This is a genomic window from Vibrio profundi (genome assembly GCF_043642225.1).
In the GTDB taxonomy this organism is placed as follows: Bacteria; Pseudomonadota; Gammaproteobacteria; order Enterobacterales; family Vibrionaceae; genus Vibrio; species Vibrio profundi_A.
This window is the reverse complement of sequence record NZ_JBHZSF010000004.1, coordinates 1-14953: the sequence shown is the minus strand read 5'-3', so window position 1 is coordinate 14953 and position 14953 is coordinate 1. Positions and strand designations below refer to the sequence as shown.

At 39.3% G+C, this 14953-nt stretch carries 10 protein-coding genes, 1 tRNA gene and 1 pseudogene; 8 read left to right on the top strand and 4 right to left on the bottom strand.

Translation table 11 applies throughout. The annotated features are described in order from the left end of the window. Positions 1-35: 35 nt before the first annotated feature. The 3 genes from ACHUFI_RS08435 to yejK all read right to left on the bottom strand — a co-directional run bounded on the left by ACHUFI_RS08435 (position 36) and on the right by yejK (position 3744). The gene (locus ACHUFI_RS08435) at positions 36-1214 is read right to left on the bottom strand and encodes a chemotaxis protein (RefSeq protein ID WP_394248122.1); all 1179 of its coding nucleotides are present in this window, start codon (positions 1212-1214) and stop codon (positions 36-38) included. Positions 1215-1293: 79 nt separating this feature from the next. Continuing rightward, a complete protein-coding gene (locus tag ACHUFI_RS08430; RefSeq protein WP_394248120.1) occupies positions 1294-2667 on the bottom strand; it encodes an Hpt domain-containing protein in 1374 nt (457 codons plus the stop codon). Between the two features lie 72 nt (positions 2668-2739). Next, positions 2740-3744, bottom strand: a complete 1005-nt coding sequence (yejK, locus tag ACHUFI_RS08425) for a nucleoid-associated protein YejK (RefSeq protein ID WP_394248118.1) — start codon at positions 3742-3744, stop codon at positions 2740-2742. Between the two features lie 84 nt (positions 3745-3828). Between yejK and ACHUFI_RS08420 the strand changes: the two genes are divergently transcribed. From ACHUFI_RS08420 to ACHUFI_RS08405, 4 genes are all read left to right on the top strand, one after another. Further along, the gene (locus ACHUFI_RS08420; RefSeq protein ID WP_394248116.1) at positions 3829-4056 is read left to right on the top strand and encodes a YejL family protein; all 228 of its coding nucleotides are present in this window, start codon (positions 3829-3831) and stop codon (positions 4054-4056) included. A 30-nt stretch (positions 4057-4086) separates the two neighbouring features. Next, entirely contained in the window at positions 4087-5898 is a 1812-nt protein-coding gene (locus ACHUFI_RS08415) for a DUF3413 domain-containing protein (protein WP_394248114.1), read from the top strand. Positions 5899-6091: 193 nt separating this feature from the next. Then, positions 6092-6802, top strand: coding sequence for a carbonic anhydrase (locus ACHUFI_RS08410; RefSeq protein ID WP_394248112.1), 711 nt, complete (start codon positions 6092-6094; stop codon positions 6800-6802). A gap of 122 nt (positions 6803-6924) precedes the next feature. Next, positions 6925-7015 (top strand) — tRNA-Ser (locus tag ACHUFI_RS08405). A gap of 531 nt (positions 7016-7546) precedes the next feature. On the opposite strand, the pseudogene ACHUFI_RS08400 reads toward ACHUFI_RS08405, so the two are convergent. Next, positions 7547-8605 (bottom strand): annotated as a pseudogene (locus ACHUFI_RS08400) (recombinase family protein); the annotation flags it as partial. 971 nt (positions 8606-9576) lie between these two features. On the opposite strand from ACHUFI_RS08400, the gene ACHUFI_RS08395 reads away from it, so the two are divergent. The 4 genes from ACHUFI_RS08395 (at position 9577) to ACHUFI_RS08380 (ending at position 14797) form a co-directional block, all read left to right on the top strand. Further along, positions 9577-10155 carry a hypothetical protein gene (locus ACHUFI_RS08395; RefSeq protein WP_394248110.1) on the top strand — a complete coding sequence of 193 codons (579 nt, stop codon included), beginning with the start codon at positions 9577-9579 and terminating at the stop codon, positions 10153-10155. Positions 10156-10610: 455 nt separating this feature from the next. Then, positions 10611-11468: a hypothetical protein gene (locus ACHUFI_RS08390; RefSeq protein WP_394248108.1), complete on the top strand. Its 858-nt coding sequence runs from the start codon at positions 10611-10613 to the stop codon at positions 11466-11468. A gap of 553 nt (positions 11469-12021) precedes the next feature. Next, positions 12022-13647, top strand: coding sequence for an ATP-dependent nuclease (locus ACHUFI_RS08385; RefSeq protein ID WP_394248106.1), 1626 nt, complete (start codon positions 12022-12024; stop codon positions 13645-13647). Further along, a complete protein-coding gene (locus ACHUFI_RS08380; RefSeq protein ID WP_394248104.1) occupies positions 13640-14797 on the top strand; it encodes a UvrD-helicase domain-containing protein in 1158 nt (385 codons plus the stop codon). Before ACHUFI_RS08385 ends, ACHUFI_RS08380 begins: the two co-directional genes overlap by 8 nt. The last annotated feature ends 156 nt before the right edge of the window (positions 14798-14953 follow it).

Genomic DNA, 14953 nt, shown 5'->3' with positions numbered 1-14953 from the left:
CCAACTAAAAAGAGCGCTCAATGAGCGCTCTTTTTTTATTTGTTTGCCGCTCTTTTCCCGAGCCAATAACCAACCGCAAGCGGGGCGAAAAAGACAACCAAAATAAACAATACGAAGTAAATAATCGTGCTCTTAATTAACTCCATAACTTTATCAATCGCCAATGTCACGACATCTTGAGAAAGCCTGTCCAAATCGTCAGCAAACAGAACTCTTTCTTTTGAAACGATTCCCGCTATTTCCAGCCTTTCCTTTTCAACCATTGCAATAAGTGCATTTCGTTCTCGCTCAATCATCATCTCTAAAGCGATCCGCTCATCGCTGAGTACACTTAATTTTTGGTCAGTCTTAACACTTAAATCATCAAGTAATGGCTGCATCTCCGCTGACATAATCTTCGCTAAAGATTGCATATACTCAGGGTTATTCTTAATGAAATCTTGTAATGATGAAGAGGTATTACGCAAACTAGCTAGTGTCAAAGAGAGCTCTTCACCTGACAGCGCACTATTCATGGCCACCAGCTCCGCTTTCCAAGACAACAATTTTGGGGTTTGCTCAGCCATGATACTTAATCGCTCAGAGGCATCACCCATTGCCTCTGGCATCGTTCCAAGCGTTTGGACTACTTCTGACTCGTCTTTTCCAATGAATGCCAACCATTGTCGATAGGCCGGTACGCGCTTGAATGTAATATCCTTAAACGTATTCGTTTGACTAAACTCGCGGACAAACTGGACCGACATTTCATAGTCGCGTGCACTTAACACCGAGCGCGCTAGTTGATTCGCTTCAAGAGAAAGTTGAACAGCAGTCTGCTGTGCATAGTCGACAACAAACAAATCCTTTCCTTCACCAACAACAAAAAACTCTTCCATTTGAGTCGCGAAAACCCAGGAATCAATCAAACCAGCTAAAGGCACAGTTTGATAGGCAGATTGCTGTAACCCTTGCTCGGAATGGATTTTCCAAAGTAAGACGTAAGATTGATGAATAGTGTCTGAAGACGAGTAAGCTAAAGCAATTTGGTCAGCACTCGATTCAACCTGAGTAAAAAAGTTTTTTGCATACTCGCGAGTAAGAATTCGAGTATTAAGCTCTTGCTTGGTTAGTGGTGTAGTTTGACTATCCAATTTCACTTCAAGAAGTGAGCACCCACTTAGGATAACCGTAAGTAGCCAAATCACAGCGCACTGGCTAGTAACACGAAACATATAAACCTCGATCAACTATTGAGGGCACGGATTGTAAAAGCACTCCGTCAGAAGACTGTCAAAAAATGAAAAGTTGTGACTAATTCTCTTTATTTAGAAAGTCTTGTGCGGCTTTCATCGCTAAATTCAATTGCTGAGAGAAAAGTGTAATGTCTTCGGGCTCTACGGCGTGCCCATTCTTTAAGGTCAATTCAAGCTTGGCTGAAATCTCCCCTAATGGGACAGCTTTCAAACTCCCCGCTACACCCTTTAAACTATGGACGATTCGCGCTGCCTTCACGAGATCGGCTTCGAGCAATTCTTTAAAGTCTTCGTCATCATTCGCATGATCTTGAATGAATACGCCCAGCAACAATTTCACTGAGTCTACATCACCATCTAGAGTGTCTAACATTGCGTCGAAATCGATTGGCGGAGCGGATGGTGGCCTTGTATGTTCATCATCATTCTTCGCTACTGATTCAGTGACGGGCTCTACTTCTTCATGCGCAGGTCGCATCTGAGAGCTTTCTAAATTAGGTGCTGTTTCTTCACTTAACGGCTCTTGAGCTAAAGAAGCCAACACTGGCGTATTAGTAGTAGAAGAACTCAATGTACTTTCAGTCGAGACTTTATCGGTCGAGGTCTCTTCTCTGTCGCTAGAAGCGTCGCTTAGTAAACTTGGCTGACTATTTAGGTAAATGGTTAAAAAAATCGCGCTAAATGCAGCTAAACTCGAACCAATCGCAAGTAACAGTAAGTAAAACTGATAATCATGAAATTGACTTTCTACCAATACAATCTGTTCATTAGTTGAGTTTTTTTTCATTCTATCAACTAAGTAATTAAGGCGAGCATAATCACCGAGTAATAAGGAAGCATCTGCCAACATTTTTTGAACCGCTTTGCTTTCATTAGCCGCCAAAGAATGTGACTCGCCTAAAATTCGGTCAAAGGTGCGGTACGTTACTGGAGATGATTGGGTGTCGGTGTACATCGCCTCGAATACAACGGCACTCAGGGAGTTATACAAATTAATGGCTTGGGTTGAATTCTCAGGCAGTGCTTTGTAGTCACGAATATTTGTCACTAAAAATTGAATCTTGCTTTCAATTGGGGTGAACTCATTGATTTTTTCGATGAACTGGTCGGTAACGTAAAGTAATTGGCTAATATCAGGAAGGAAGTAAGCGTTTTCGAATTGAGTTTCTACCTGTAAACGAATCGAATAAATGAGTTGAGCATCTAACGCTAACTCGTCGACTTTCAACACTCTTAATGGTTCAGAGAAATGCAGCGACTGCTTTAATTCTCCAATTCGAACGCCCAGCTCTTCTACATTCTCCAACGATTGACTGAGCGAGCGGCTCAGATTAATTAAACTCAGTGAACACACAAGCCATATCAAAAAGATAATAATTATCGGTTTAGATATCTTAGGGCCATGCTCCGATCTAGATAATGATAATTCCATTTACTATCCCTTTTGTCGTCCACTGAACTTTAACCAGTGGCAGCTATCTTGCTGCCACTTTCTTCATCATAACTATGATTTATTACGAGTCAGCTGATCTCTTAAATTTGGAGGCGTCCCTTTAATAGTCAGCGTATCCGTTTCTGGATCGTAAAAAACACGCTCGCCCAGTAGCAAACTATCAAAGCTCACATTCAGCCCACCACCAGCACCAACGAATTTGGTTAGCTTACGCATCGTGGCTCTGTCTGCAGGAAAACTTTCTTCTAAATCATAACCTTGCTCGCTAGTATAGTCCAAAAAGCTCGTACCATCAGTGCTTGCCGGAAGCTCACCGGATAATTCTCGAACTTGAACTTCATCGCCTGCTTTCAGTTGCTCATTACAGTAGTCTGCCACCTGCTTTTTGTAGCTGATAGCTTCTTCCTTTTCTAACTTAGAATCGGAAACAAAATCTTCCACCGCTTGCATCAGCACTTGGTTTTGAACTTTTGCATCCAAGCCAACTTCGGCTTGTAAGAAATCTAAAAAGAAATCGGCAACTTTACGGCCAACTCGACCCTTAATGTAAGTTAGGTAACGATTTGATTCTTTGTCTGTTTCGTAAGTCGATAAATCAACACGAGCCGCAATATCCATTTTAGAGATATCAAGATAGTCCGTCGCGCTAATATCAAGACCTTCTGTGACTTTCAAACTTTCATTAGAAGGAAGCAAGCCAATGAACAAGTAATCTGTTGCAAGTGATTGATACTCGGCAAGAACAAGCGTGCCCTCGTCTGCGAAAGGATATTTAGACAGTTCATCCTTCAATCTCAATGCACTTTGTTGAGAGAAATCGTAAAAATCTCGCTCTCCTTGGCGCAGCTCTTGCAACCATTGTTGAAATTCACTGTCTGAAGTAAAAGATCCGAAGCCTTTGCCGGCTTTAGAATTGAAGACTCGGTGCAACTCAGCCACTAGACTTTCAGATGATGAATCGTTTGCTAAAGATTCAGCGCGATAATTAACAATCAGTTCTTCCTGATCGTTCTTGCGCAGCTGATGTAAAATTACGTTGGAAAGGTGAAGGCTCATAGTGAAAATATTATCGTTCAGGTTTCAGTTGTCGTGAATAGTAGGTTATCATAAGCCGCTTTTACTATCATTATTAGAGTCCTTATGCCGATTATATCTAAATACACAGATGAGCAAGTTGAAAACATCCTAGCAGAAGTAGGTGCTGTACTGTCTAAGCACAATGCTTCTCCAGAGCTTTCACTAATGATCGCTGGAAATATCGCAACCAATGTCTTAAATCAGAATGTTGCTGCTTCACAACGCAAAGGAATTGCTGAAAAATTTGCCGAGGCTTTAGTTTCTTCTATCGAAGAGAAAAAGTCTCACTAAGATTTACTGACGGATATAAAAGAATAATAAATGGTAGACAGCGCAAACACATATAGCGATCGAGTTTCTCGCCTTGTCGGCTGGGGTCACTGGTTTGCATTTTTCAACATCATTGCTGCGATGTTGATTGGTACACGTTATATCACTCAATCAGCTTGGCCCGAAACCTTGCTCGGACAGTTTTACCTGGCCGTGTCTTGGGTTGGTCATTTTGGTTTCCTTGTTTTCGCTCTCTACCTATTAGTGCTGTTTCCGCTCACTTTTATTCTACCGTCTAGGAAACTACTGCGGCTTACCGCAGTGTGCTTTGCAACCGTTGGATTAACAGTATTGTTAATCGACACGCAAGCCTACCAAAGCATTAACCTTCACCTGACCCCTGTGGTTTGGGAAGTTCTGTTTAGTGATGAAGAGTCTGCGATAGGCTCTGATTTGCAACATCTATTCATCGTCTTACCTCTTATATTCTTACTTCAACTCGGTTTATCTGAGTGGGTATGGCGCAAACAAAGAAAACTCTCTCATAAGCATATTGGCCGCCCTCTTACTGCCGTTTTCTTTTTGAGCTTTATCACTAGCCACCTTATTTATATCTGGGCGGATGCGTATTTCTACAGTCCGATTACCAATCAAAAAGCCAACTTCCCTCTGTCATACCCAATGACAGCGAAAAGTTTCATGGAAAAACATGGCTTATTGGACAGAGAGGAATACCTACAGCGTCTAGAAGAGAATCAAAATGACGTTGATTTAGTCCGTTATCCTCTCGAAGAGATTCAATTTAATCGTCGTGGTGATGATTTGAATATTCTTCTTGTGAGTGTGAATAACCTTCGCGCTGATGCACTAAACGAAACGTTAATGCCAGTCGCCACTCAGTACGCAAAAGAAAACATCACATTCACTAACCACTACAGTTCTAGTAACGACATGTTTGGTGTGTTTGGGCTGTTTTATGGATTACCAAGTAGTTACTCAAGCAGTATAAAAGCTCAAGGTTCAAGCCCTGTAATACTGGATGTACTAGAAAAGAACAGTTACCAATTTAGCGCCTTTAGTGGTGATAACTTTGATGACAACTTGTACTCAGAAATCATTTTCCGTGGGAAAAAATTCCAGTTTAACGATAGCGAAACACCTGAGTTTGGTGATGATAATAGCGCAATTGCAGCTTGGACAAACTGGATTCAAAACCGTGCATCTGCATCACCGTGGTTTAGTTTCTTAGAGCTCACTACTCTTGATAACTTTACCAACTACGCTGACGGGAGTGAAGAGCTCACGCCAAGCGAGAGGTTTAAATACGGCTATAATAAGTCGGCCAAAATGGCTGATGAAAAATTAGGCCAAGTTTTCGCTCAACTCGACGCTTTAAACCTCACACAAAACACAGTAGTTATCGTGACGTCCAATCACGGCACCGAATTTAATGAAACGAAAACCAATAGCTGGGGAGCAAACTCCAACTACAGTAAGTTCCAACTTCAAGTCCCGATGGTGATCCATTGGCCAGGAAAGCTTGCTGCCGAGTATTCACATCGTTCAAGCCACTTGGATTTGTCTGTGACACTCTTACAAGACTTAATGGGAGTATCTTCTAATCCAAGTGACTTTAGTAGTGGTCGTAACTTATTTGATGAGCGAAAACGTAAATGGGTACTCGCAGGCGATTCACGCGAACTCGCATTAATCACGAGCAAGCAAACCACGGTGTTAGATAAGTTTGGAAACTACAAACTGTATGACCAAAATTATAAGCGTTTAAAAGATACCAGCCCTAGACTGCCGGTATTAATGCAAGGGTTAACCGAGCTGCAACGTTTTTATACTAAGACTGACTAACAAAACAAAGGGAAGCGCGAGCTTCCCTTTTACTATTGAAGCCCATTCGACTTACCTCTTATTGTCATAAAACAGAAGCCCAACAAATTTCATATAAATGGAACAGAGCATTGAATTTTCTCTAATTTTTCCACCATACTGATCAAGTTGTAATAGCCTGTTGATCCAACAACAAAAATACCAGGCTAGGAAAATGAAAAATATTGTCTCAACTATTCTTACTATATCAGCTCTATCAACCCCACTTATCTCACATGCTTCTGAATGGGGTTATACAGGTGATTCAGGACCAGAACATTGGAAAGGGCTTTGCCAAAGTGGCGTTAATCAGTCGCCAATCGATATATCGAACACCATTGAGGGCGAACTGGATCCCATTCAGTTCAACTACGGCTCCTCTGGTCAATATGTGCTTAACAATGGCCACACTATTCAAGTCAATATTGATGGTTCCCACACAATCGACTTGGAAGGAAAGACATTTAGTTTGCTGCAATTTCACTTCCACACGCCAAGTGAGAACCTCATCAAAGGGCATGCTTACCCTCTAGAAATGCACTTGGTTCACGCGGATGAAAATAATAACTTAGCGGTTGTTGGAGTCATGCTAGAAGAAGGGGCAGAAAGCGACGCTATAGAAAAAGTATGGTCTGTAATGCCACAGAGTACCGGTAAAGCACGTTTGCCACAGTCCATAGAGCTCAATGATTTACTTCCTAAAGACCAAGATTACTATCGATTCAACGGATCTCTGACGACACCTCCTTGCTCAGAAGGCGTGACCTGGCTGGTGATGAAAAGTCCAATTTCAATTTCATCAGAACAACTAACGCAATTTAAAACCATTTACTCAGGCAATAGCCGCCCTGTACAGAGAATCAATGCCCGCCCCGTATTAAACTAATACAAAGTTCGCTCTCTTTGCTCTAATTATCGACAAGATGATTATTTTTAAATCAAACGATTTTAATTATTGAAAAGAGTACTTTACAAGAAGATCGGTTACGCATATTATGCACACCACACGGAGGGATGGCTGAGTGGTCGAAAGCACCGGTCTTGAAAACCGGCAAGGGTTAATAGCTCTTCTAGGGTTCAAATCCCTATCCCTCCACCACCTTGATACGGAAACGGGAACTGAGAAATCAGTTCCCGTTTTTGTTTTTGATACGCAATTAAGAAGTACGATTTTCTTTCCTCGTATCGTCAATTTCTTTTTTTCGTTCCATTCCACCTTAATATCAGTGATTAGGCTCTTAAGTAACCAATTCGCGTTACTATCAGTTGATTCTCTTAAGCACTTACTTAGCTTAGTACAAAATAACTGAGCTTGAGCCTCTCCGAATTTCATTATTGGGAGCTCTTTTGAATTTTTAGAAAGCTTCATGACTGCTTTTTTCACTTCTAGGACTTCTTTTTCCTGTTTCTTGATAAAATCGGAAACTGATGAAAACTGCACTTCAGTGGGCTCGTTGTAGAAATTTTGTATAAACCTATGTAATTTGTCTTCCTCTATCTTGAGCTTACGAGTAAGCCTTGTGAGTTCATTTGCATCTTTCGCAAAACACTCTGAATACCTTTTCCTCAAGTCCTTACTAATACCCAAAATGTTCTTTGGCGTGAATACCTCAGCAAATATCTTATCTAAGACAATACATTCAATTTTGTCTTTTGGAATCGGTTTAAAGCTACATAGGCTTTTACCTTTTCTAATTTTTTTGCCACAATCGTAGTATTTATAACCCCCAGACTTTCCAGTCGTCATAACCAGTTTTGAACCACATTTTGGACACTTTAAAATTCCTGAAAGAAGGTATTTAGTGTTCCATGCAGCGAGCTCCCGGTTCTTAAGCTCTCTTTGTCTCAACCCCTTCTTGACTGTGTTAAATAGCTCCTCATCGATTATAGGAGGAACTGGGACTACAATTGGCTCTTTCTCTTCATACTTTGAGGTTTTTCCATATATATATTGGCCTATGTAAATAGAATTATTTAAAAGCTTCCCAATTGCGTTTTTATTCCAAAGTTTCATTCGGTTGGTTATTTTTAGTTCATTGAGTTTGTTTGCGATTTTCTTGACACCCATTGGCTGATTCGAAATGTCCCCTTTTGCCCAGTGGAATATCTGTTTCACGTACTCAGCTTCACTATCATCGACAACTAACTTTATTCTCTGTTTATCGTTAGTCTTTCCAGCATTGATGGATTTATATCCGAACGGTACTGTTCCTCCTGTGAAGAAGCCTTTTCTTGCAGTATCGTAGAGGCGGTCTGTCACTGTCTTACCGTTTAGTGCACTCTGATGTTCGTTCACGGAACCTAAGATATTGAATAGTAAAGTGGTCGTTGAGTCCCAATCTATCAGATTATCTGCTATTGATTTCAGCTGCACATCAAATCGTTTAAATATGCCGATCAATCTTACCTGTTCTTCTACTCTTCTTGTCAGTCTTGATAGGTTGTAAACCACAACTGCATCAATTACTTTTTTATGCTGATTTTCACTCTGTATAAATTGGAGCATCTCCTCAAAACTAGGCCTTCTTTTTCCACTATAGGCACTGTAACCTGCATCTTCGTAGTAGTTTACAATTTCATACCCCTGTTCTTTGCACCACTTATCTATATGGTACTTTTGTCCATCCAGTGAGTCTCCTTTTTCTACTTGTGATTCTGAGGAAACTCTAATATAAGCGACGCATTTCATTTCTTAGCTCCTTTTTTAATTTTAGGAAATCGTGAAATAGAGTGGACAAAGATTTTATTAAATTCTCTTTCCTCTAAACATAGAATGATGCTTTTTAACTTAGACTCTAGATCTTTAGATAATTTTAATTTTACGTTTAGGTTATTGCTCATAGTTCTTATCCTATATGCTATCGAACGGTACGAATACAAGAACAAAGTTAGCACACTAATAACTATTATGTATTTACATGTTTACTTGTAGATATAAGTGTCAAGTAATTAAGGCGGGGTAAAATAGCACTCACCCTCTTAATTCATAAACTTAAATAATTTTAGGGTTATTTTTTAGATATATACATTGTTTTTTTATAAAAAAAAGATATGAAAAACCTAACTTTTAAAAATTAACGTTACCATTATGGCTTGATAATCGATGTTGTTTTGTTATCGAATGTGCTGTTCAAAGGCGCTTGGCTAAAAAAATGAGCGTAATTGCAATTATTTTTAAGTGTATTTGTCTAAATCCCCCCCCCGTGTGAATGAATTACAAACTCATAATATTTTCACGAAAGAAGTAAAAGTAAACAAGGTATATCTTCTGTAACTCAATGATTAAATTAAAGGAAAACTACATATGTTTAAAAAACCTGAAAAAATCCGGTATATTTTTATGGTTAATTATCTAAAAGTAAACGAAAATTCATGGTAATTGCACTAAAATCAATGACTTGAATTGGCATTGGCTTGGGTGCTAATATTGTTTCATTCTTGATTTCATCTAACCCCATAACAAGCACCTTGAATGGTAAATAAAGGCTGATGATTTTTAACACGCTGCCTTTGCCATGAGTCTAATCTGGAGTTAATGATTTCGGTAAAATCAATCTGCTAGTTAGGATGATTGACTTTACAGGTGGAACATTTCTTTAAAAATCGTTTTGGAAGGTAAGTGTGGGAAATGAATTGCCCCATTTTGGGGGCGTCGATAGTATGAAAAAAGAAATTTATGTTGAATCAGCTCTGTTAAAATCAAAGAATGATAAGAGGTTCATTGAAAGTAAAATAGAATTTTTGATGGATTGCTTTGATTTGAAATTAATTGAAGAAATTAGATTTTGGAATATTATTCAGTCGACTGATTTTGAAAGAACTGAAGATGAATTATTAAGGAATAATTCTTCAAAATGTATTCCTGACATCAATAGTCGATATTATGCTCTTGAAAGTAAAATTAATATTAGACCGAAACTTGAGATAGATAAGGTAACAAATGAGCGTTGGCTCCTTAAATTAGTGCCTGACTATAAACTATCCTCTCTTATGAGTCGCTGGGAGAGAGATAACGAAAATAAAACACTAGAGATAAGACAACCATCACAACAAGCAGAAACAAACATGTTAATAGATTTTTATAGGAATGAACTAAAAGAGGTGGTTTATATAATTAATGGAGCTGTTGAACTTTTAAAATGGTTACATTGTTGGGGTGGCAAAGCCTTCATACTTGAAGACCTATTCGAAGATGAAACTTTCCACTTATTGTTTGGTAGTTGCGAATGTGAGAAATAGGACTTAAGCCTATCTGAATCAACTCTCATACTGAGCTCTAATTTAGGTTGGGGCTTTCTTTTTACTTTTTAGTAACCAAACACCCTCATATTAAACTAAAAATTAGGTAGTTAGATGAAAAAAAACACCACCAAACCTAAAAGCATTTAGATTCAACGGAATTCCATTTCTAGTAGTTGACCCGAGTACGCTATCTGTTGATGCGTTGGCGGCATTAGATAGATACATGCGTGGTAAAACCGTCAGCCATCCCATCTATATCTACATACAGGATTGGGACGAGTTTTACGGTGCTGTTGAGCGAGGTGATATGACTATTTAATATAACCAAGTTTTGATTGTCAGTTAACAATCTGATTGGATTACATTTACTAATTAATGTTAATACCAACCATATTTAAGGTAGTTTGGTAACAAATGACTGGCGAGATAGTTATCGATGAAGTGAGGTAGGTATGTTTAGAGCGGCTAGATTTGAGAACGTTATTCAGACGCTCCAACATTATGCAGATGAGCTTGATGTTGCGATCACAAGAGCACTTGCAATTTTTGCTGGCATTGAACAATACAGAGCAAATAGGGACGGGACATTTTTATATGTGCCTAACAATGGTAGTTCTACAACAACCATTACCCCTGAGCAATTTAAGGATGCATTCCTTGAGAGCATGGGTGCTATCACAATTTATGAATACGAGAAGCCGAAGGGCAGAACCCTTAAACTTAACGACGTTTGGTTAGATGACCCAATTGGTAGTGCCGGAATCGATATATTAGATGTGAACGTTTTGACGGAAAAACAGAAAACGGAAGTTATGGCTATCTTCTCACCGTTCATTGGTGTCATTTACCCCCAGCATGTAGCTAAAGTCTATTCAAAGAGTGATATTTCGAAAATCTATAAACAGATCACTAGGACAAAGCTTGGTAGAGACGAAATGGCATCAAGAAAGTATCGTTCGCTGTCACTTGGTGAGTCATGGTCGCTCAGTAAGCCACAAGAGACCATCTGGACATACCTAACTCTTGAACTTCGAAAGTGGGCACTCAGTGATGGCTACGATTATTTTTGCTATGTGAACACACACGAAAAGGATGGTTCAATGTGCTATGTAGCGTTATCAGATAACACATTCGGAAAGCCAATTGCGAGGTACCGATTTGATCACGAGCGTTATAACGAGCTACCAGCAAGTGCATTAATCACGCGAACAAAAGAGTTGGCATTAAAGGGGGAATCAAGTGTTCAAATAGATGATTTCATTTGGTGCGGGGCCCCCCCTTCTGACTATTGGATTAAAGAGCCCTGTTGATAGGGTAACTTTGACTCTGATAAATGGTTGCGACACTAGAAGTGATCCGAAAAGGCATAGCGTTCTATGGAACGTAGCTCGGGCTCATCCAAGGATGGCTTAAAGTGCAAATCTAGATCGTTTCTGCACTTAAGCTCAATTTACATATTGATTCTCAATTAACTAGCTAGGAATCCGCAGGAGTTGAGCTGCACCGTTTTTATGTATATATATTTCGGACGTAAAGCATTTGAAAAGAGTCATCCCCCTAAAAAAACGTACTAGAGACGCCTTGGCTTAGCAACTTCATGTAACTCAAAATTGCCCCATTCTAAGTTTACTCTGCTTGGCTTCTCGCTTCGTTAAATCTTCATTTGTAGTGGCTTTGGTCTAGCCGCGACTATTGAGCCTCTCTTTCTGGGCTAGCGAGACGGACGGTTACTCAGCCTGCAAAGCTTGCTCCTTCACATATCAATACGTTAGCGTGATTTTTGGATGGGAGTCCATGTTCGCATAGGATATCCTGTAACAGTTGGTAATCTTTTTATATATGCATATTGAAGGAAACGTAGCGATGTACATCGAAAGAGTTAATATTTACAACTATAAATGTTACTACGGAAAGTTCTCTATCGAGTTTAACAAAGGTGTGAATATCCTTGTTGGGGATAATGGCTCAGGAAAATCAACCATCCTTGAAGCAATTCATTTGGCTCTTAGTGGAATATTACACGGCAAATACCTAAAGAATGAACTAAGCCAGTATTTATTCAATTGCAAAGCGGTGTCTGAGTATCTAGGCCAAGTGAACGATGGTGGTAGTACTACTTTACCTGAAATATGCATCGAGGTTATTTTCGACAAAGACAGTGTCCCTAAATTTAGGGGAACAGGAAACAAAGAACGGAGTGATGCTTGTGGCGTGTCATTCAAAGTCGAATTCGATGATACCTATGCAGAAGAGTATTCTGAGCTCATAAAGAGTGGAGGGAAGCTTAATACACTACCTATTGAGTATTATAAGGTTTCATGGGCATCTTTCGATAGAGATTCAGTTACATCTAGAAGCATCCCTATTAAGTCTGTTCTAATCGACTCATCCTCAAACAAGTACCAAAATGGTTCAGATGTATACATTTCAAGAATCATCAGAAACGAGTTGGAGGACAAAGAGAAGGTCAAGTTATCTCAGGCATACAGAAAAATGAAGGATAGCTTTACTGAAGAGGAAGCAGTGAAGAGAATTAACGAGAAGATTGATAGTAAGTCAAAAGTTCAAGGGGAACACCTTAATATATCTGTTGATCTTTCTACTCAAAATTCTTGGGAGTCTAGTTTGATGACCTACCTTGGAGACATTCCGTTCCATCAGGTAGGTAAAGGCTCCCAGTGCGTGATAAAAACAAATCTTGCATTGGGTCATCAAAAGACTAAAGAAGCAAGTCTACTATTGATAGAAGAACCAGAAAATCATTTATCGCACTCTAAGTTAAATTACTTATTAAAAGAAATCATAGATGGTGTGAGTGATAAGCAAGTGATCATTTCAACGCATAGCAGCTTCGTAGCTAATAAACTAGGCCTTGAAAATCTTCTTCTCCTAAATAACCATAAAGTCACAAGGTTTACATATTTATCAAAAGACACTTTCGACTTCTTTAAGAAGCTGCCGGGCTATCAAACCTTACGCCTGATTCTTTGTAAAAAAGCAGTGCTCGTTGAAGGTGATTCCGATGAATTAATTTTTCAAAGAGCTTATATGGATGCAAATAACGGAGTATTGCCTATCGAGCATGGTTTTGATGTGATATCTGTAAAACTTACATTCAAACGCTTTTTAGAAATAGCTGACAAAATTGATAAAAAAGTGGCAGTAATCACTGATAACGATGGTAATTACGACAATACGATCACCAAAAAGTATAAGGATTACCTTGAACACGCACACATCTCCATCTTTGCAGATGATCGTAATAACTTAAACACACTTGAGCCACAGTTTGCTGATGCAAACAAGGATGTATTACCCGCCTTATGCAAAGCCCTTGAATTGAATGTGAAGGCGTTTAATACCGTTGAAAAACTATCAGCAAAGCTACAAACACAAAAAACCAGTTGGTCTCTAAAGGTTTTTGAATCAAAAGATAAGTTTAGCTATCCAGAATACATCACTAAAGCAGTGGAGTGGTGTAATGAATAACAATCGCCTTGTAATTGCTGCTGCAGGATCTGGGAAAACAACGCTTTTAGTTAAAACGGCAATAGAAAATCCTAATAAGTCAATTTTGATAACAACTTACACTGAATCAAATGAGCAGGAAATTAGAGATAAGTTTGTTAAAGAAGTCAGAACTGTACCGCCTAATGTCACGATTATCACATGGTTTTCATTCCTTCTTAAGCATTGGGTTAGGCCATATCAGTGCAAATTAAATGACTCTATAGTGAATGAAAGTATTGGGTTTATTCTGGTTAATACGCGCTCTGGCCTTAAGTATAAAAACAAGGATGGTAAAGGTGTATACTGGTCAGAAAAAGATAACTTCAAGAATTATTACTTCACTAAAGACTTCAAGGTCTACTCCGATAAGATATCCAAGTTTTGTTTTGAAGCCAATAAAGCAAGCAAGCAAGCAGTAGTTAACCGAATATCATCCCTATATGACATGATTTTTATAGACGAAGTGCAAGATCTTGCTGGGTTTGATTTAGAGTTGATCAAGCTTCTATTTAAGTCAAAATCAGAGGTTATGTTAGTTGGAGACCCAAGACAAGTTACCTATAAGACTCACCATACAACTAAGTATTCCGACTATGGAAACGGGAATATCAAAGGATTTGTGACATCTGATAAAACGTTGGGTAAACGGATATCTTGCGAAGTTGATGAAACAACACTGAATAAATCACACCGCTGTTATCAGGATATTTGTGACTACTCTTCTAAACTCTACCCCCAATTTAAAGCTGTTGATGCATGCCAGTGCAATGACTGCCGAAGAGAAAAAATCCTGCACCAAGGGGTTTTCATCGTCCCTAAGCACCTTTGTTCAGAATACTTAAAGACATATCAGCCAATGCAACTTCGCTGGAACGCTAGATCCAAAGTTAATCCATCGTATGAAGTTATGAACTTTGGCGAGTCTAAAGGGCTGACTGTTGATAGAGCTTTTATTTACCCGACCAAGGATATGGTTAATTGGATACGTAATCCCGATCGACCAGAATTACTTAAGAATCCCACTCGTGCGAGACTATACGTAGCGTTGACTCGTGCGCGCCACAGTGTGGCTATTGCGTTAGACCCTGAGGAAGGTGAAGTGTTCGAAGGAGCTACGATATATCAATAGAAAGGAAGATATTCATATCTTTTGGATTACGAACACTCAAGCAAATTGTATTAATTCGCCTTATTCGCTAACACGTTTCTGTCCGTGCGACGTGAAGTCGCATGAAGCGCTGTTCACCGCGATAAGAGTGAACCGTTTGTATCACCAGACGACCCT